Consider the following 17,288-nt stretch of genomic DNA (forward strand, 5'->3'; position numbering starts at 1 on the left):
GAAATCGGCAAGGGGCTGTCTACGGCCGCCCCGGGATGCAACTTTTCGTGAGGGCACATCGTCGCGAAAGTCGCAACGGCTTCGGAAGCAATCTCAATGCGGTCGACCCAATCAACTGCTGCTACCAACTGCGGCGGAATCCCGAGCGCAGGTGGTAACTGTTCGCAAGCACTGGTGATTCCGTGACTCGTGGTCGCATGGTCCTCGTTTGGCACGGAATGAGCCAAAACATGACGGCTTTGGGCAAGACGCGGGCACCCTGCGAGTCCTAGAAACACGCCGTAAAAGCCAAGTGACCGTGATGGCCGTGTCATGACATGGACCTTACGGGCATCTGCGAAGAGGCAGCGAAAGACCGCGGGGCAGAAGCGATCGGGAGGCCACCCAAATGCTTGGGGCAACCGTATCCACGGGCTCGCAGCCTTCTTCGCACGTAACGCGCTTACCTATGACTCTTAATTCCAACACTGCAGACCGCCCACTTGTTTTGATCGTGGACGACGACGAGGAGATCCGGTCCGCGCTTCGGGAGCTTTTGCTGTCGGTCGGCATCGACGCGTGCTGCTTTGGCTCGACGCAGGAATTGTTGTGTGCCGATCTTCCGGAGCGGCCCGGCTGCCTGATTCTCGATGTTCGCATGCCCGGAGCAAGCGGGCTGGATCTGCAGCAGCGTCTGGCCTTGAACGGCAACACCAGACCGATCATTTTCCTCACGGGTCATGGCGATATCGCCATGAGCGTCCAGGCAATGAAGGCGGGAGCCGTCGACTTCCTGACGAAGCCAGTCAGAGACCAGACGCTCCTCGACGCCGTCGCGGCGGCGATCGAAAAGGATGTCTCGCAAAGAGCCGCGGCCAGGCGCATCACGCAACACGCTGCCCGCTTTGCAACCTTGACTCCGCGCGAACGCGAAGTCCTAGGTGAGGTAGCAAGGGGCCGCCTCAACAAGCAGATCGCCTTTGATCTTGGCATAAGCGAGATCACTGTGAAGCTGCATCGCGGCAACGGGACAAGAAAGCTGAAAGCAACGTCAGTCGGAGAATTGATCCGGATTTGGGAAGCACTTCCTGCGGAACTTCGAGGGAAGTAGGTAACCCAGCCTACACCAAGGAATAGGTACAACCCGATCAACAATGGGCAGATGGTCGTCGGGCCATGCCAGCGAAAGACATCTGTTTGTCCAAAACACCCCTAGTTGCCATCGTAGATGACGACCAAGCTGTACGAGAGGCTCTTTGCGATCTCCTCCTGGTCCTGGACGTTGCGTGTCGCTCGTTTGACCGGGCGGAGGCTTTCATGGCCGAATTTGAGCCGGGCCGCTTCGATTGCTTGATCACCGATGTGAGTATGCCCGGGCGGAGCGGGCTTGAACTACAGGAGCGATTGCGAGAGCTGGGCTCGTCGATGCCGGTCATTTTTATCACCGCGGACACGAGTCCGGCGATAGAGGCTCGCGCACTGAGGGGCGGTGCCTATGCCTGCCTGACGAAGCCAGTGAATGATGAGGTGCTGTTTCATCTCCTGCAGAACGCAATGAACTGCGCAGGCCGCTCGCGACGCAACGACCGACGGGATCCACCATCAGATGACTAAACTCGCCCGACAGGTATCGCAAGGCGGCCAGCCAAATCTCGCGGCCTCCGCTCCCGGCACGGACCTGGCTGACCTTGTATCCGAAAGCATCATCGTCAGCGACCTGCACGGTGTCATCCAGTACTGGAATGCCGCATCGGAAGTCCTGTACGGCTGGCCTTCCATGGCAATGGTCGGTCGACACATGGCAGAAATCGGCTCGCGCGGCCAATCCGTTATCGATCACATCGACATACTGCTCCGCGAAGGTCGATGGGAGGGTATCGTCTTTCGGCGTAGCCTGACCGGCGTCGAGATTGCGGCCGCCGTGCGGCAAGTGGTGCGGCGAGACGCAACCGGCGCCGTCCTTGATATCGTTGAGTTTGGCCGAAATGCGGGACCACTCACTGAAGCAGCATACCTGCGCATGGATGCCGAGTTGCAGGGATCTCTGGCCGCTGCTTGGGAGCTTGATGCCTCGCCGGCCCGGCCCCTGCTTGATGCAATCGCGGAGCACAGGCGCCGCGGAGCCGCTATCGACCTTGATCAGCATCCGGAGTGGGTCAACGGACTGCTTACCGCAACTCGAATTCTCGCCGCCAATGATCGCGCGGTTCGCATGTTCGGGGCACATGCAGGGCACGAGCAGATGATCGGTCAGTCGATCGGTGTATTCTGGCCGGCTGAAAGCCGCTCAATCCTGGCCGGACTAATCGAAAACGTTGCCATGGACCGCTCGCGCCTTGAGACTCGCAGAATGGTCCTGAGCGGCACTATACGCAATCCTATCATCCGGGCGTGGCATTCTGCCGAGCCAAAACCGCCAGGCACCGTGCTCGTGACGATCAACGGCGCGATCGATGATGACCGCACGTCCTGGGAGTTGCAGGCGAGCGAGGATCGGTATCGCAAGCTCATTCAGTACCTACCGACGGCTCTCTGGCAAGTCGATTCACGACGCGCGGGCGAGGTCTTTGACGAATTGAAGGCAAAGGGCGTCCGCGATATCGCCTCCTATTTGAGCCGAAATCCTGACCTCGTCGAGCACGCCAAGGACGTCGTTCGAGTGACGGACGTCAATCGCGATGCGGTCTCACTGTTTCGGGCTCATACTCTCGCCGACCTGATCAAGCCCGTTCGATACCTGTTTGCTGCCGCCCCGGGGCTCGCCGAGCGGGTCATGGTGGCTCACTTTGAAGGTCGACGCAATCTCATAGAAGAGACCAGGATCCGCGCGTTCGACGGTTCGCTCATCGATGTCCTGTTCACGGTCACATATCCTGTGCCCCCCGAGCAACTCGACAACACCTTAATCACGATCCAGGACATCAGTGAGCGGTTGAACGCAGAGCGCCAACTTCGGAAACTTCAAGCTGATTTCGCGCATGCGGGCCGCATCGCAACTCTCGGAGAGTTGGCAACTTCGATCGCGCATGAAATCAACCAGCCGCTTGCAGCCATCGTGACCAATGGCGAGACAAGCTTGAGGTGGCTGGCGCGCGCTGATCAAAACCTCGAAAAGGTCACCCAGCTCACGTCCCGAATCGTGACGAACGCGCGACGCGCGAGCGAGATCATTAATCGCATCCGGGGTATGGCGGCGAAGCATGAGCCGGAGAAGCGCCTCATGGATATAAATGAGGTCGCAAGAGAAGCGCTGCTATTCATTCGCCACGACATTGATTCAAGATCAATTGCCTTGTCGACGACCTTCGCATCCGAGCTTCCCCAGGTGCTGGGCGACCGCATTCAGTTGCAACAGGTGATCATCAACCTGCTCGTCAACAGCGTCCAGGCCATTGTGCAGTCCGGTCAGCCGATTCGCCGGATTGACGTCCAAACTTCGATCGACGAAGACGGCTCGGTCGGCCTTTCCATCTTCGACAACGGGCCTGGCATCGCTGACGTAAACCTCACGCGCATCTTCGACAGCTTCTTCAGCACCAAGGATGCCGGAATTGGCATCGGCCTCGCGATCTGCCATTCGATCATCAGTGCCCACGGCGGCAACATTTGGGGCGCGAATCGCCCCAATGGCGGCGCACATTTTCGCTTCACGCTTCCGGTGCCGGGGACTGCCGGTCCCGATTCCAGCGTTGTCGCTCTCATTCGCTAAGTGCGCCTGCGTTTGCAAGGAATGCGCCCGTGATGGGGAGTATCTCTCCCGAACTATACCGAGGTATAGGTCGATCTATCCGCTGAACCAGCGCGACCAGACCCGCTGCACGATGCCCTCGTACAGCGCTCGCCGCCATGATCGCAGCACACGGGAAGCGATGCATCCGCAGACGCGCGGAATGAACGTTCTTCCCCAATGCGAGTGGAAGTTCATGAGCAAGCCCATCTTGCGCGCCCCCCTGGACAATGCGCCCGGCGCGACGCAGTCGGATAGGAGTGATCCGCTGGCCGGTGAGCGGCGCCCCGCCAATGAAGAGATGGCACGCGTGCTCAGGACCAAGCCCTTTCGCGTTGCGTTGGAACCGTCCAGCGGCACGATCGCATACTGGAAGCACGAGCCCGTCCACGACGTCGTCAAGCCGATGGTCGATCACGTCATCATGACCTACCCGACCGGCGTACAACGGCTTGAGCGGCGCACCGGACGATCAGTTGCGATCGGAACGGCGCGTCCCGGCGTCGTGACGCTCATTCCGGCTGGCTCAACCTCTCGGTGGGATATTCACCGGCCGATGCATGTCCTTCAGCTCTATCTTCCGCACGCAACACTCTCGCGCGTTGCCGACGAAGCCGACGCGGCCGCGCCCGTCGATCTTCGGGAGCGGACAGTGCACTCGGATCCTGTTACATCCCGGTTGCTGATGAGTGCAGTGGATGTTCTGGAAGGACACGCGACGCTGGACGCGTTGTTCAGGCAGCAATTGATGGATCTTCTCGCGACGCGCCTCTTGGCGGCACATGCTGGCTCGTCGATCACGGTTCGGCCAACTCTGGGCGGTCTGTCGCCGAATGTCCTGCGCCGCGCCATCGAGCGCTTGCGCTCCGATAGCGATGCGGACGTTTCCCTCGGAGCACTCGCTTCCGAGGCCGGTCTTTCGCGCTTCCACTTTTGCCGTGCCTTCAAGGAGAGCACAGGCCTTTCGCCTCATGCCTGGCTGCGCCAGCGACGACTTGAGCAGGCCATGGAGATGCTGCGCGATACCGATGCATCGGTCGTCGCGGTGGCGGAAGCCCTTGGCTACGGCTCTCAGACCGCGTTCGCCGCGGCATTCAAACGTTTGACCGGCGAGACACCGACCAATTGGCGGCGCAGCACGCGTTAGTCGCAATCGCGCTGCAATCGGCGCAATCGCTCTTGGGCAGCGGTCCCCGAGATCCCCTAGATAGCCGTAAGCGATCTGACGACACGGAGACGAATGGATGACTTCGGAAAAACTCTTCAGCGGCCTAGCCACGTCACGTCGAAACTTGCTGGCGAGCGCGCTCATTGGCGCGACATCGCTGACTGTTCGCTCGTCTTCGGCGATTGGCAAGGAGAGGGACCATTCGATGTTGCCTGCACAAGGAAACGATCCCACGACCTCTGTCGCTACCAAGGACGGCGTACAGATATTCTACAAGGATTGGGGGGCGAAGTCCGCCCAGCCGATCGTCTTTCATCACGGTTGGCCGCTCAGTTCCGACGACTGGGACGCGCAGATGCTGTTCTTCGTCAGCAAGGGCTATCGAGTCATTGCCCATGACCGGCGAGGTCATGGCCGCTCGAGCCAAGTGAGCGATGGCCATGACATGGACCACTATGCAACCGACGTTGCGACTGTGGTCGAGCATCTCGACCTTCGCAATGCCATTCATGTTGGTCATTCCACGGGCGGAGGCGAAGCCGCACGTTATGTCGCGCGTCACGGCAGGAACCGGGTGGCCAAACTGGTCCTGATCGGGGCCGTGCCTCCCCTGATGTTGAAGACCGAAGCCAATCCGGCGGGCGTGCCCATTGAGGTGCTTGACGGATTGCGCAAGCAGCTCGCAGCGAACAGGGCACAGTTCTATCTCGAATTCGCGAGTGGCCCGTTCTATGGCTACAATCGCCCAGGTGCACAGGCGTCCCCGGCGGTGATCTGGAATTGGTGGCGCCAAGCAATGATGGGTAACGCCAAGGCGCAATACGATGGCATCAAGGCCTTCTCGGAAACCGACTTCACCGAAGATTTGAAGAGCATCGACATCCCCACGCTCGTCCTGCATGGCGGCGACGATCAGATCGTGCCCGTTGGCGATTCGGCAGCCTTGTCGGCGAAGCTTCTGAAACGAAGCACTCTGAAAATCTACGATCTGCTACCGCACGGTCTGTGTACGACGCATCCCGACATAATCAACGCAGACTTGCTCAAATTCATGGGCGCGTAGCTCGGCGCCCTCATCGAAGAGAGTCAATCCCAAGGAGTAAACAAATGCGACTCGTCATCATTGGCGCCGGATTCGCCGGCATGTATGCCGCTCTCTCTGCGGCCCGGCTGCGCGACATCCAGGGCGTTTCGCCCGAGGCGCTTGAAATTGCGTTGGTTTCACCGGAGCCGAAGCTGGTGATTCGACCGCGGCTCTATGAGCCGAAGCCGGAGACCCTGACAGCTTCGCTCCTGGACGTGCTGAAGGCCGTTGACGTTGCCTATGTGAAAGGCAGCGCCGAGTCCATCGATATCAAGTCCCAAGTGGTAGACATCGTTGCGGCCAAGGGAGCGAAGCAGAGACTCACCTACGACCGATTGATTGTCGCCACTGGCAGCCGGCTGTTTCGTCCCAGTATCCCCGGGCTCGCCGAACACGGCTTCAGTGTCGACCAGCTCGACGACGCGATCGCCCTCGATCGGCATTTGCATCACTTGGCGGGGTGGCCGGTATCACAGATGCGCGACACGGTGGTCGTGGCCGGCGGCGGGTTCACTGGCATCGAAGTCGCGACAGAAATGCCCGCACGGCTTCATGAGATCCTCGGCAAGGATGCCAAGCCGCGTGTCGTCGTCGTCGAACGAAACAGTTCGATCGCTCCCGACATGGGCGAAGGTCCTCGTCCTATCATCGAGTCTGCGCTGCATAAGCTGGGGGTGGAGACTCGGCTCGGCGTTGGCGTCACCTCGCTCGACAAGTCCGGCGTCACGCTTTCCAGCGGAGAGCATATTGAAAGCGGCACCGTGATCTGGGCGGCCGGCATGCGCGCCGCTCCGCTAACCGCGCAGATTCCCGCTGAGCGCGACAACTTTGGACGCCTGTTCGTCGATCCCGACTTGCGCGTGCTGTCGGTGCCTGGCGTTTTTGCCACCGGCGATGCCGCGAGAGCGGCATGTGACCAGATTGGCAACTACGCGCTGATGTCCTGCCAGCATGCCACGCGGATGGGCGCCTTCGCTGGCAACAATGCGGCCGCCGAGCTGCTCGGCGTCCCCACCAAACGGTACCACCAGAAGGCCTACGTCACCTGCCTCGATCTTGGAAAAGCCGGCGCGCTGTTCACGCGAGGCTGGGAGCGCAAGGTCGAAATGGTTGGCGACGAAGCCAAGAAGACCAAGAGGGATATCAATACCGTCTGGATCTATCCGCCGCGAGCCGAGCGTGCCGCCGCTCTTGCGTCCGCTGATCCGGAGCGTGTCACTGATCTCTGAACGCCTCACGAGCACTGACCGCGCTTTCTGCGCGGGAAGCACGAGCCGCTCAGGATCGATCGCTCGAATCTCGAAGATGGATCGGATGATCCGCAATACTCAACAGGAGACAACCATGAGCTTAGACACTGCCGCACGCTCCGTTAGATCGAAAGCCGACGAATTGGTACCATCGCGCTACGCACTGAAGATCGGCGACATCGATGTTATGGTGATCAGCGACGGCGTGCTGCCGCTGCCGTCCAAGATGCTGGCGCACAATGCCGACCCGACCGCCCGCGCCGCCTGGCTGGACGACATGTTCCTGCCGCCGGACGCGTTCGACTGGGCGCTGAACGTGGTCGTGGTGCGCAGCGGAGCGCAGACCATCCTGATCGACGCGGGTCTTGGGCTGGATCCGGATCTGCACCTGCCGCGGGCCGGGCAGTTGGTCAAGCGACTGGAAGCCGCCAGCATCGATCTGGCATCCGTGACCGACGTGGTGCTGACCCACATGCACATGGACCATGTCGGCGGTTTGCTGGTCGAGGGCGTGAAGGATCGGCTGCGTCCGGACCTGCGGATCCACGTGGCGGCCGCCGAGGTCAAATTCTGGGAGGCGCCCGATTTCTCCCGCGTCTCGATGCCGCCGGGATTCCCGGAGGCGCTTCGGGCCACCGCCAAGCGGTTCGCCAACGAGTACCACAACCAGCTTCGGACGTTCGAGGATGAGCACGAGGTTGCGCCGGGCGTCGTCGTCCGCCGCACCGGTGGCCACACCCCCGGACACAGCGTGGTCCGCGTCGCCTCCGGCGGCGACCGACTGACCTTCGCCGGCGACCTCGTCTTCACCGTCGGGTTCGAGCACCCGGATTGGCACAACGGCTTCGAGCACGATCCCGAGGAAGCCGCCCGCGTCCGGATCGAACTTTTGCGCGAGCTGGCGGCGAACCGCGAACTGCTGGTGGCCACGCACATGCCGTTCCCGTCGGTCGGTCATGTCGCGGTCGCCGGCGACGCCTTCCGATGGGTGCCGGCGTTCTGGGACTACTGACCGTGCGTTGAGTCAAATCCGAACCAGGGGCGGGTGCCGATAAGCGCGATGCGCCCGCCCCCGACAAACTTGGAGCTTACCATCGTGAAACACGAGACCGTGCGTGCATCGTCGTTCGCGATGCCGCTGAGAAGCCCGGCCTTTCCTCCCGGTCCTTATCGCTTCGTCAACCGCGAGTATTTCATCATCCAGTATCGCACCGATCCCGACGCGCTGCGCCGTGTGGTGCCGGAACCGCTGGAAGTCGCCGAACCGGTGGTGAACTACGAGTTTATCCGTATGCCGGATTCCACCGGTTTCGGCGACTACACCGAGAGCGGCCAGGTCATTCCCGTAACCTACAAGGGCCAGCTGGGTGGCTTCACCCATCAGATGTTTCTGAACGACCATCCGCCGATTGCGGGCGGGCGCGAACTGTGGGGGTTTCCCAAGAAACTGGCACAACCGAAGCTGGAGGTCGAAATCGACACGCTGGTTGGCACATTGAACTACGGCTCGGTCCGCATTGCGACCGGCACCATGGGCTACAAGCACCGCACGCTCGATACCGCAGCGGAAGCCCGCAAGCTCGCAGCTCCCAATTTCCTGCTCAAGATCATTCCGCATGTCGATGGTTCACCGCGCATCTGCGAGCTGGTCCGCTTCCACCTCGAGGACATCACCGTGAAGGGCGCTTGGACCGGGCCCGCTGCCCTGGATCTGTACTCGCATGCCCTGGCACCCGTGGCCGAGTTGCCGGTGCTGCAGGTGCTGTCGGCCAAGCACCTGGTCGTGGACCTGACGCTCGGGCTCGGCGGCGTGGTCCACGACTATCTTGCCGCCGACCAGGCAACTCCGCGCCGCGGCTCGGTCTCCGACGTCTCGATCGAAGCAAATGCCGGCTGACCGAGATCAGCCCTACATCCGGAGCTTCAGAAAATGTTGAACGTCATGCGCGGGAAAATCGATCCGGCGCCGCAAGCGGCCAAGCCATTGCCATATGATGTCGTGGCCCTGGTGCTTCAGGGTGGCGGCGCGCTTGGTGCATATCAAGCCGGCGTTTACGAAGGCCTGCACGAAGCCGGCATACGGCCGAACTGGTTGGCTGGCATTTCGATCGGCGCGCTGAACGCCGCCATTATTGCCGGCTCGCCCGAGGCCGAGCGGATCGAACGGCTACGCAAGTTCTGGGAGAGCATCTGCGCGGCGGCGGTGGAATGGCCGGTCGGCGAAGGGCTTGCCAATGTGATGCCGTTCGCCTTCGATCTCCGCTCAGCGTACAATGCCCTGGCGGCGCTCAGGGCCCTCTTCCAGGGGCAACCCGGCTTTTTCAAGCCACGCTTCCCGCCACCGTTCCTGGCGCCCTTCTCGGGCAACGCGGCGACGAGTTTCTACGATACCTCACCATTGCAGCAGACGTTGGAGCGGCTTGTCGATTTTGATCGGCTGAACGCGGGGGAGGTGCGCGTCAGCGTTGGCGCGGTCAACGTCCGTACGGGCAACCTGACCTATTTCGACACGGCTGAACGCCGGCTCGGACCGCAGCATTTCATGGCATCCGGTGCCCTGCCGCCGGGCTTCCCAGCGGTCGAGGTCGACGGTGAGCACTATTGGGACGGCGGCGTCGTTTCGAACACGCCTTTATCCCGAGTGCTGTCGAGCGAGCCGCGCGACACGCTGACCTTCCAGGTTGACCTTTGGTCGGCGCGGGGCCGTGTGCCGAATGACCTAATGGAGGTGTCCAGCCGCCAGAAGGACATTCAGTATTCCAGCCGCACACGCGCCATCACGGACCAGGCGCTTCGGATGCAGAAGATGCGTCAGGCGTTGCAACGAATCCTCGAAATGTTGCCGGATGGCGCAAAGCAGGATCCGGAAATCCGCGCCATCGCGGACATGGCTCGCCATCGCTCCTGCAACATCATCCATCTGATCTACCAGTCCAAGATCTACGAGCGCCATTCAAAGGATTACGAATTCGGGTTGAACGCGATGCGGGCGCATTGGCAGAGCGGTCTGGAGGATATCCGCCGTACGTTAGCCGATCCGCGGCGGCTCGACCCGCCAGCTCCTGAGCTCGGCATTGTTACGCACGACGTCCACCGCCGTGACTGATCTCGCGGCAAATCTCATCCCAAAGCATCGAAAGGAACTCCCATGTTGAAGGGCAGGGTAGCCGTCGTCACCGGATCGACCAGCGGTATTGGGCTCGGTATCGCTAGGGAGCTGGCCAAGCTCCGGGCTGATATCGTTTTGAACGGCTTTGGCGATGCCAGCGAGATCGAGGCGATCCGCGGCGGCATCGAACGCGAGCATGGTGTGCGCGCCGTTTACGATGGCGCCGATATGTCGAAGGAGGAGGCCGTGCGCGGATTGATCGCAGCGACGGTCGAGAAATTCGGCCGGCTCGACATCCTCGTCAACAATGCCGGCATCCAGTTCACTGCTCCGGTCGAAGAATTCCCAGCCGGCAGGTGGAACGCGATCCTGGCGATCAACCTGTCGGCCGCGTTCCACGGCATTGCGGCGGCGGTCCCGCAGATGAAGAAGCAGTGTTGGGGGCGGATCGTCAACATTGCCTCCGCGCACGGCCTCGTCGCTTCGACGCATAAGGCAGCTTACGTCGCGGCCAAGCACGGCCTGGTCGGCTTGACCAAAGTGGTCGGCCTGGAGACTGCCGGGAGCGGGGTCACGTGCAATGCAGTATGTCCGGGCTGGGTGCAAACGCCCCTGGTCGACAAGCAGATCGACGACATCGCTGCGCAAAGAGGGGTCAGCCGGACGGAAGCCGCCAGGACACTCCTGGCGGAGAAGCAGCCGTCCCTCGAATTTGTTTCTCCGGCGCAGCTTGGCGGCACTGTCGCTTTCCTATGTTCGTCCGCCGCCGACCAGATCACCGGAACCGCCGTCTCGGTTGATGGCGGCTGGACCGCCCAGTAACCGCAAAGGAGCGCGGTCAACATGCATAGCGAAGAAAAGGTCATTGTCCTGACCGGTGGCACTTCAGGAATCGGGCGAGCGGCGGCGACCCGCCTTGCCAACCAGGGCGACAAGGTGCTCGTGACCGGCCGCCGGGCGGGTCCTCTGGACGAAACGATCGCCGAGCATCCGAATATCGCGGGTATCGTTGCGGATGCGGCCTCGACCGATGATGCCAGGCGCACAATTGCCAAGGCGATGGATCTCTGGGGCAGAATAGACGCCTTGGTCAACAACGCCGGCGCCGGCGCAATCCTTCCATTGGCCGATACCACGGCCGATCGCATCATGGATATCTTCTCGGTTAATGTGCTCGGTCCTAGCCTGCTTGCCTCGGCTGCCCTTCCGCACCTGAAGGCGAGGCGCGGCACTATCATCAACGTGTCGAGTACCTTTGGCCACCGGCCCGCGGCCGGACTGTCTCATTATGCAGCGAGCAAGGCGGCGCTGGAGCACCTGACCCGTTGTTGGGCGCTGGAGCTTGCCCCATTCGGCATACGGGTGAACGCCGTCGCCGCTGGGCCAACAGAATCCGGCGCCCTCACCGGCATGATGGGGCTGACCCAGGAACAGGCCGCCGCAGTCAAGGAACAGGAGCGTGCGCGCATCCCGCTCGGACGACGCGGCGTTCCGGACGATGTCGCAGAATGGATTGTCAGGCTTGCCGGATCAACCTCGGAATGGATGACCGGCCAGGTGGTTGCCATCGATGGCGGCTTGGGGTTGGCCTAGTCCCCATCGGGCCGTGGGCGCTAAGTCCGGAAGTGATGATCAGCACAATGGATGCCGACCTTAGGAACAGGGGCGATGGGCTCGAACAACGACTGCAGAGCGGAGTAGCCGAGAATGCCCGCCTGCAGGGCGAACTCGCTATCGCGCTGGAGCGGCAGACCGTTACGGCAGGAATCCTCAATGTCATCGCCAGTTCACCAACTGACGTGCAGCCGGTATTCGACGTCATCTCCGAAAGCGCGAGGCGGTTGCTTGCCGGCCAAACGGCGCTCGTGACACGGGTCGTCGGCGACATGCTTCATCTGGCGGCCTGCACGGCGGGAAGCGTGGCCGGCGATGAGGAGATCCGAACCTCATTTCCCGCGCCGCTCACGTCCTCCGGGATCCACAGCCGGGTCGCACTCACGTCGGCGATCGCATTTCGCTCCGATATCGAGACCGAACCGGATGTCCATCCGGCGATCAAGAGCATGGCACGCGCGAGGGGGTATCGAAGCATCGTGGTCGTGCCCATGCTCCGGAAAGGCGCGGCGATCGGCACAATCGGCGTTTCGCGCGCCGAACCAGGAACGTTCACCGCTAGCCAGATCAACCTTCTCAAGACGTTCGCCGATCAGGCCGTGATCGCGATCGAGAACGCGCGGCTGTTCGAAGAAGTAGAGGCCCGCACGAAGGAGCTCGCCGGATCCCTCGACGATCTACGCGCGGCCCAGGACCGCCTGGTGCAGACCGAAAAGCTCATTTCGCTCGGTCAACTCACAGCTGGCATTGCGCACGAGATCAAGAACCCGCTCAACTTCGTCAACAATTTCGCCGCGCTCTCGGTCGAACTGACCAGCGAGTTGAACGAGGTTCTGGCTCCGGTCATGCTCCCGGACGACATCCGCGGCGAAATCGATGAACTGAGCGGGCTGCTAACAGACAATCTTCAGAAGATCGTGCAGCATGGTGAGCGCGCCGACTCCATCGTCAAGAACATGCTCCTGCATTCGCGTCGTGGCGGCGGCGAGCATCGGCCTGCCGACGTCAATGCGCTGGTCGAGGAGAGCCTCAATCTCGCCTATCATGGCGCGCGCACTGAGAGACCACAGTTCGACGTCACCCTCAGGCGGGAGTTCGATCCGGACACCGGTATGGCCGACGTGTTCCCGCAGGAGATCACGCGGGTGCTGCTAAACGTTATCTCCAATGGTTTCTATGCCGTCGCCAAGCGTTGTGACGATGATGATCCCGGATTTGAGCCCGCGCTCTGCGCCGTCACGCTCGATCGCGGCGATTACGTTGAAATCCGCATCCGCGACAATGGCGTTGGTATTCCACCGGACGTGAAGGAGAAAATGTTCAATCCGTTCTTCACGACGAAGCCGCCAGGCGAGGGAACAGGCCTCGGACTTTCCATGAGCCACGACATCATCGTGAAGCAACATGGCGGCAGGATCAATGTCGAGACCGAGCCCGGCGAATTCACCGAGTTTACTATCCTGCTGCCGCGCAACACCGGTCTTTCTCACAGTATTGCGGGCTGACTATGACTGTATCAGTTCTTGTGGTGGATGACGAACCCGATTTGGAGGTCCTGTTCCGCCAGCAATTTCGACGCGAGCTTCGCGCCCAGCGCTTTGTGATGGACTTTGCCGGCTCGGCAGCGCAGGCCCTGAACCGCATTTCCGATACGGGCGAGCAAACGTTGATCCTCATCCTCTCCGACGTCAACATGCCCGGGATGAATGGCTTGGAGATGCTGCCGGAGCTTCGCGCTCGGCGGCCCGACGTTCCGGTGATCATGATCACGGCGTACGGCGACGCCGAAACGCGCAAGACGGCACTTGAGCGGGGCGCGCAGGCCCTGTTGACCAAGCCGATCGACTTCGACCAGGTCCGCCAGGCGATCGAGGCGAGACTGGAACAGCACGTATGTTAAACGAAGATCACATGATGCCGCTTGTTCTGACCAACATTCTCGGAATTGCCGGTATCATCGTTTGGCATGTTCAGGGGAGCGGTCGTCCGACAGGCCGATTGATCGCCCAGATTCTGTTCTTTGTCGGCATGAGTCTCGTGCTCTATCTGGGCGGCATCTCTCCCCACCTCGTCGATGGCGCTCACTTGCGGGGTTTCGACGCGTTGCTCTCCATATCGGCCAGGATCCTGTGGTGGACCCATCTCGCGTGGACCGTTATTGGCCTGGTCCACATCTATATGTTGCTCAATCGCCGGCCACGGGAAGCGCATCTGATCCAGGACATGGCCGTCGGTGTCATCTATCTCGGTGTGGCGCTGTCGATCGTTGGCTTTGTATTTGGTGTGCCGGTCGGCACTCTGGTCGCGACGTCAGGTGTTGTCGCGATCATTCTTGGCCTCGCGCTGCAAAATACCCTTGGTGATGTCTTCTCAGGAATCGCGCTGACGCTGGGGAGGACCTATGCCATAGGCGACTGGATCCAGCTGAAGGACGGTACGGAAGGTCGCGTCGTTGAGACTAACTGGCGCTCCACCAATCTGCTTACCGGGGGGTACAATGTCGTCGTTCTGCCGAACAGCATCTTGGCAAGACAGGGCGTCACCAATCTCAGCCGCCCCGACGAGACGCACCAGATCACGTTGACCGTACGCATTGCCACCACGACGCCAAATTTCGTCGAGCAAGTCATGCGGTCCGTACTGGAAGCCAGCACGCGGATCGTCCAGGACCCGTCGCCGATTGTCGCCCTGAGTTCGATCGACGCAGCCGCGATTGAAGTCGGGTTGCTGTTCCGTGTGGACAGTCCCGCCGGCTGGACGGCGGCCCGCAACGAAGTCATCGACCTCCTTTACACCCAATGCAAGGCAAACGGTCTTTCGTTGGCCGCGCCGGCCGAAAGCCTTGTCTTCGGTCCGGCCCCGATCAGTGGCGAACATTCTGCCACGGCAATCGAGGCGCGTTCATCCCGAGCCGGATAAGACCCACGCGAACGTATCCTTCCAGAGCGCCGCATGCCTCCTTTGAAGGAATTTGCACGAGATCGGACAGCGTGACGCTGCGCGGTTTCTCGCGCCAAGCCCCCACGATCCGTGCGACAGCGCCCTAGTAGCCAACGCGTGGACATGGAGATTGAGGTTGCCGTCCTCCCGTTGCCGATGTCGATCACCCTAAACGAGGTCGGCGGCTACATCGCGTAGTCGATTGCGCAGCCATGCGTGTGCGGGGTCGTTGGTATGTCGAGGATGCCAATACATGGCTTCGTGAATGTCGGGCAAAGCAATGGGGGGCTCGAATAGTTTGAGCTTCGGGCAAGAATGCAGCGCCCGGACCTCGCGCTCCAATACGAGACTGATGAGCGGTGTACCTTCGATGAGAAACGGCACCAGCAGGAAGCTCTCGACCGTGACTTGAATGCGCCGCTGGATACCCATCTCGGAAAGGCGTTGGTCGGCCAAGTTTAGCTGCCGGTCTATTCCGATGCCATAGACGAGATGCGGCAGTTCCAGGAATTGTTCGTGGGTCAAGCAATTCTTCGCGATGTGCGGATGTTGGACGTCGGCAGCACATAACCAGCGGTCGCTGAGTAGAGGCATCGACGGGAATCCGGCGTCGCCAAACAGTTCGCTGGGTTCGATCACGAGGTCGGCCTGGCCAGTCTGCAACATGCGCCCCGGGTCGCGGGCGCGCGGCAGGAGATGAACGGTCACATTGGGCGCTTCGGTGGCGAGCGCACGTACCAGCGGCGTTAACAATACCAGGACGGCGTAGTCCGAAGCACTTATCGAAAAGCTACGCGCATTTTCGGCCGGATCGAAATGCGCCTTCTTCGAAAGCGTCTGCTCGATGCGGTCCAGCGTCTCCCGCACCGGAACGATGAGCTCTTCGGCGTTTCGCGTCAGCTCCAGCCCTCGACCGAAGCGAACCAGAAGCGGATCGTCGAACAGCTCGCGGAGACGCGACAGAGCCGCGCTCATCGCAGATTGCGTAAGGCCAATGCGCTCGCCGGCGCGACTGACGTTTCGTTCCGTCAGCAGTGCATCGAGCACGACTAGGAGATTGAGGTCGACGCTGCGAAGGTTCAAAGCCCTGCTCCCGCTGAGCGGCAAGTGGCACAATACAAGAGTGTGCACGTTTCGATCGAACAAAATCAACCTGATTTGATGGTTTCGGGAGCCCGCGGCCGGGGGGATCGGTCACAATATCCATACGATCGATGTTAGACATCCACTGCATCTATAGTCGGGGCGCGGCGCCGCGTTGGCAGGCCGCCATGGTTCTAGCGCGTGCAGAACGCAGCATTCGCATAGATATTTGAAATCACAAATATCGATTGGACCCTTTGTAGTTCTCCCGAATAGCCTCGCGACACAACATATCGCGCACTTTCCTCCGAGCGGGGTAGGGAATAGCGCGAGGCTGCGATGGGAGGCTATACGATGAGACATCGTTTGGAGATGGGCGTCAGTACGCACGCTGCGCTTTGGGATCTCGCTTCCGGTCCGCGACCCGAGGCCTTCCGCACGGTGATGCGTCGGGTGGTGGGAGGCGTCGCCGTTGTAGGCACGCTTCGGGAAGAACGGCCATGGGGAATGACGGTGAGCGCGTACACGCCCGTCTGCATGGAGCCACCGACTCTTCTGGTCTGCATCAACGCGAAGACGGCCACAGCCGCGGACATTGAGAGAGACCGAAAGTTCTCGCTCAATCTGCTCAGCGAAGCTCAAGCCGGGCTCTCTCAACGTTGCGCACAGCCCGGCGCTTCGAAGTACCTCGAAGGCGATGTCGTGCCCGCGGACGAGCTTCCCGTCCCATCTTTTACGCCCGTGCTGCGTGAGGCGATCGCAACGTTCGATTGCGACGCCTCCGAAATCCGACGGATAGGGACCCATGTCGTCGTGATCGGTGCGATCCGGACGATCTTGGCGCCTACGTCGCTTCGTCCGCTACTGTACGGGCAGGGCCGTTACTTGAAGACGGTCGCGTTGGACCTCGCATCCGCAGGGGCGTCGGCATGAGTATCGAGAAGGTCGTCGAACGATTCTACGAAGCCCACAACGCTCGCGATGCCGCAGCGGTCGCGGCTCTTTACGCGTTCGACGCCAGTCACGAAGAGATTGCGCAACGCAAGGTCAAACAAGGTCCGAAGGAAATAGCTTCAGGCCTGGGGCGCTTCTTCGGCTGGTTTCCTGATGCTTCCTGGGCGCCGGACCGGCGTGCCGTCGGTGCGAACGGCGTCGCCATGATGAGCTACCTCCTGAAGGCGACGCTCAAGAGCCAAATGGGACCGATCGCGCCGCGCGAACAGGCGATTTCGCTTCGCGGCGTGCATTTGTTGGTAATCCGCGACGGCCTCATCCACCGGAGCGAGGATTACTGGGATGCAGATACTTTTCAACGTCAACTCAACCACGTCTAA

General features: G+C 61.2%; 17 protein-coding genes. 16 read left to right on the top strand and 1 reads right to left on the bottom strand.

The window, feature by feature from the left end:
* Positions 1 to 448 precede the first annotated feature (448 nt).
* From XH96_RS04490 to XH96_RS04555, 14 genes are all read left to right on the top strand, one after another.
* Positions 449 to 1,090 carry a response regulator transcription factor gene (locus XH96_RS04490; protein WP_194391235.1) on the top strand — a complete coding sequence of 214 codons (642 nt, stop codon included), beginning with the start codon at positions 449 to 451 and terminating at the stop codon, positions 1,088 to 1,090.
* Between the two features lie 65 nt (positions 1,091 to 1,155).
* Positions 1,156 to 1,593 carry a response regulator transcription factor gene (locus tag XH96_RS04495; RefSeq protein WP_194391236.1) on the top strand — a complete coding sequence of 146 codons (438 nt, stop codon included), beginning with the start codon at positions 1,156 to 1,158 and terminating at the stop codon, positions 1,591 to 1,593.
* Positions 1,586 to 3,688, top strand: coding sequence for an ATP-binding protein (locus XH96_RS04500; protein WP_194391237.1), 2,103 nt, complete (start codon positions 1,586 to 1,588; stop codon positions 3,686 to 3,688). The genes XH96_RS04495 and XH96_RS04500 overlap by 8 nt, the downstream gene beginning before the upstream one ends.
* A 214-nt stretch (positions 3,689 to 3,902) precedes the next feature.
* Complete coding sequence (locus tag XH96_RS04505) at positions 3,903 to 4,853, top strand: AraC family transcriptional regulator (protein WP_194391238.1); 951 nt, start codon at positions 3,903 to 3,905, stop codon at positions 4,851 to 4,853.
* 226 nt (positions 4,854 to 5,079) lie between these two features.
* Positions 5,080 to 5,937, top strand: coding sequence for an alpha/beta fold hydrolase (locus XH96_RS04510; protein WP_246790142.1), 858 nt, complete (start codon positions 5,080 to 5,082; stop codon positions 5,935 to 5,937).
* Positions 5,938 to 5,981: 44 nt separating this feature from the next.
* On the top strand, positions 5,982 to 7,187 hold the full coding sequence (locus tag XH96_RS04515; protein WP_194391240.1) for an NAD(P)/FAD-dependent oxidoreductase: 1,206 nt from the start codon (positions 5,982 to 5,984) through the stop codon (positions 7,185 to 7,187).
* 76 nt (positions 7,188 to 7,263) lie between these two features.
* A complete protein-coding gene (locus XH96_RS04520; RefSeq protein WP_194391241.1) occupies positions 7,264 to 8,220 on the top strand; it encodes an MBL fold metallo-hydrolase in 957 nt (318 codons plus the stop codon).
* A gap of 84 nt (positions 8,221 to 8,304) precedes the next feature.
* Positions 8,305 to 9,105, top strand: coding sequence for an acetoacetate decarboxylase (locus tag XH96_RS04525; RefSeq protein ID WP_194391242.1), 801 nt, complete (start codon positions 8,305 to 8,307; stop codon positions 9,103 to 9,105).
* Between the two features lie 33 nt (positions 9,106 to 9,138).
* Positions 9,139 to 10,314: a patatin-like phospholipase family protein gene (locus XH96_RS04530; protein ID WP_194391243.1), complete on the top strand. Its 1,176-nt coding sequence runs from the start codon at positions 9,139 to 9,141 to the stop codon at positions 10,312 to 10,314.
* 42 nt (positions 10,315 to 10,356) lie between these two features.
* Entirely contained in the window at positions 10,357 to 11,139 is a 783-nt protein-coding gene (locus XH96_RS04535; protein ID WP_194391244.1) for a 3-hydroxybutyrate dehydrogenase, read from the top strand.
* A 21-nt stretch (positions 11,140 to 11,160) separates the two neighbouring features.
* On the top strand, positions 11,161 to 11,910 hold the full coding sequence (locus XH96_RS04540; RefSeq protein ID WP_194391245.1) for an SDR family NAD(P)-dependent oxidoreductase: 750 nt from the start codon (positions 11,161 to 11,163) through the stop codon (positions 11,908 to 11,910).
* Entirely contained in the window at positions 11,859 to 13,436 is a 1,578-nt protein-coding gene (locus XH96_RS04545) for a sensor histidine kinase (RefSeq protein WP_246789956.1), read from the top strand. The genes XH96_RS04540 and XH96_RS04545 overlap by 52 nt, the downstream gene beginning before the upstream one ends.
* 2 nt (positions 13,437 to 13,438) lie before the next feature.
* Positions 13,439 to 13,831 carry a response regulator gene (locus tag XH96_RS04550; RefSeq protein ID WP_194391246.1) on the top strand — a complete coding sequence of 131 codons (393 nt, stop codon included), beginning with the start codon at positions 13,439 to 13,441 and terminating at the stop codon, positions 13,829 to 13,831.
* On the top strand, positions 13,825 to 14,850 hold the full coding sequence (locus XH96_RS04555) for a mechanosensitive ion channel family protein (protein WP_194391247.1): 1,026 nt from the start codon (positions 13,825 to 13,827) through the stop codon (positions 14,848 to 14,850). Before XH96_RS04550 ends, XH96_RS04555 begins: the two co-directional genes overlap by 7 nt.
* Before the next feature lie 189 nt (positions 14,851 to 15,039).
* On the opposite strand, the gene XH96_RS04560 is transcribed toward XH96_RS04555, so the two are convergent.
* Positions 15,040 to 15,954, bottom strand: coding sequence for a LysR family transcriptional regulator (locus XH96_RS04560; protein WP_210337856.1), 915 nt, complete (start codon positions 15,952 to 15,954; stop codon positions 15,040 to 15,042).
* 354 nt (positions 15,955 to 16,308) lie between these two features.
* Here XH96_RS04560 and XH96_RS04565 point away from each other — a divergent pair, with 354 nt between their 5' ends.
* The gene (locus tag XH96_RS04565; protein WP_194391248.1) at positions 16,309 to 16,887 is read left to right on the top strand and encodes a flavin reductase family protein; all 579 of its coding nucleotides are present in this window, start codon (positions 16,309 to 16,311) and stop codon (positions 16,885 to 16,887) included.
* Complete coding sequence (locus tag XH96_RS04570) at positions 16,884 to 17,288, top strand: ester cyclase (protein WP_194391249.1); 405 nt, start codon at positions 16,884 to 16,886, stop codon at positions 17,286 to 17,288. The genes XH96_RS04565 and XH96_RS04570 overlap by 4 nt, the downstream gene beginning before the upstream one ends.

The sequence above is a fragment of the Bradyrhizobium sp. CCBAU 51765 genome, assembly GCF_015291725.1.
GTDB classification, from domain to species: Bacteria; Pseudomonadota; Alphaproteobacteria; order Rhizobiales; family Xanthobacteraceae; genus Bradyrhizobium; species Bradyrhizobium liaoningense.

Coding starts and splice junctions, on each gene's coding strand:
- XH96_RS04490 (WP_194391235.1), top strand. CDS start 449: ATGACTCTTAATTCCAACACTGCAGACCGCCCACTTGTTTTGATCGTG.
- XH96_RS04495 (WP_194391236.1), top strand. CDS start 1,156: ATGCCAGCGAAAGACATCTGTTTGTCCAAAACACCCCTAGTTGCCATC.
- XH96_RS04500 (WP_194391237.1), top strand. CDS start 1,586: ATGACTAAACTCGCCCGACAGGTATCGCAAGGCGGCCAGCCAAATCTC.
- XH96_RS04505 (WP_194391238.1), top strand. CDS start 3,903: ATGAGCAAGCCCATCTTGCGCGCCCCCCTGGACAATGCGCCCGGCGCG.
- XH96_RS04510 (WP_246790142.1), top strand. CDS start 5,080: ATGTTGCCTGCACAAGGAAACGATCCCACGACCTCTGTCGCTACCAAG.
- XH96_RS04515 (WP_194391240.1), top strand. CDS start 5,982: ATGCGACTCGTCATCATTGGCGCCGGATTCGCCGGCATGTATGCCGCT.
- XH96_RS04520 (WP_194391241.1), top strand. CDS start 7,264: ATGGATCGGATGATCCGCAATACTCAACAGGAGACAACCATGAGCTTA.
- XH96_RS04530 (WP_194391243.1), top strand. CDS start 9,139: ATGTTGAACGTCATGCGCGGGAAAATCGATCCGGCGCCGCAAGCGGCC.
- XH96_RS04535 (WP_194391244.1), top strand. CDS start 10,357: ATGTTGAAGGGCAGGGTAGCCGTCGTCACCGGATCGACCAGCGGTATT.
- XH96_RS04540 (WP_194391245.1), top strand. CDS start 11,161: ATGCATAGCGAAGAAAAGGTCATTGTCCTGACCGGTGGCACTTCAGGA.
- XH96_RS04545 (WP_246789956.1), top strand. CDS start 11,859: ATGGATGACCGGCCAGGTGGTTGCCATCGATGGCGGCTTGGGGTTGGC.
- XH96_RS04550 (WP_194391246.1), top strand. CDS start 13,439: ATGACTGTATCAGTTCTTGTGGTGGATGACGAACCCGATTTGGAGGTC.
- XH96_RS04555 (WP_194391247.1), top strand. CDS start 13,825: ATGTTAAACGAAGATCACATGATGCCGCTTGTTCTGACCAACATTCTC.
- XH96_RS04565 (WP_194391248.1), top strand. CDS start 16,309: ATGAGACATCGTTTGGAGATGGGCGTCAGTACGCACGCTGCGCTTTGG.
- XH96_RS04570 (WP_194391249.1), top strand. CDS start 16,884: ATGAGTATCGAGAAGGTCGTCGAACGATTCTACGAAGCCCACAACGCT.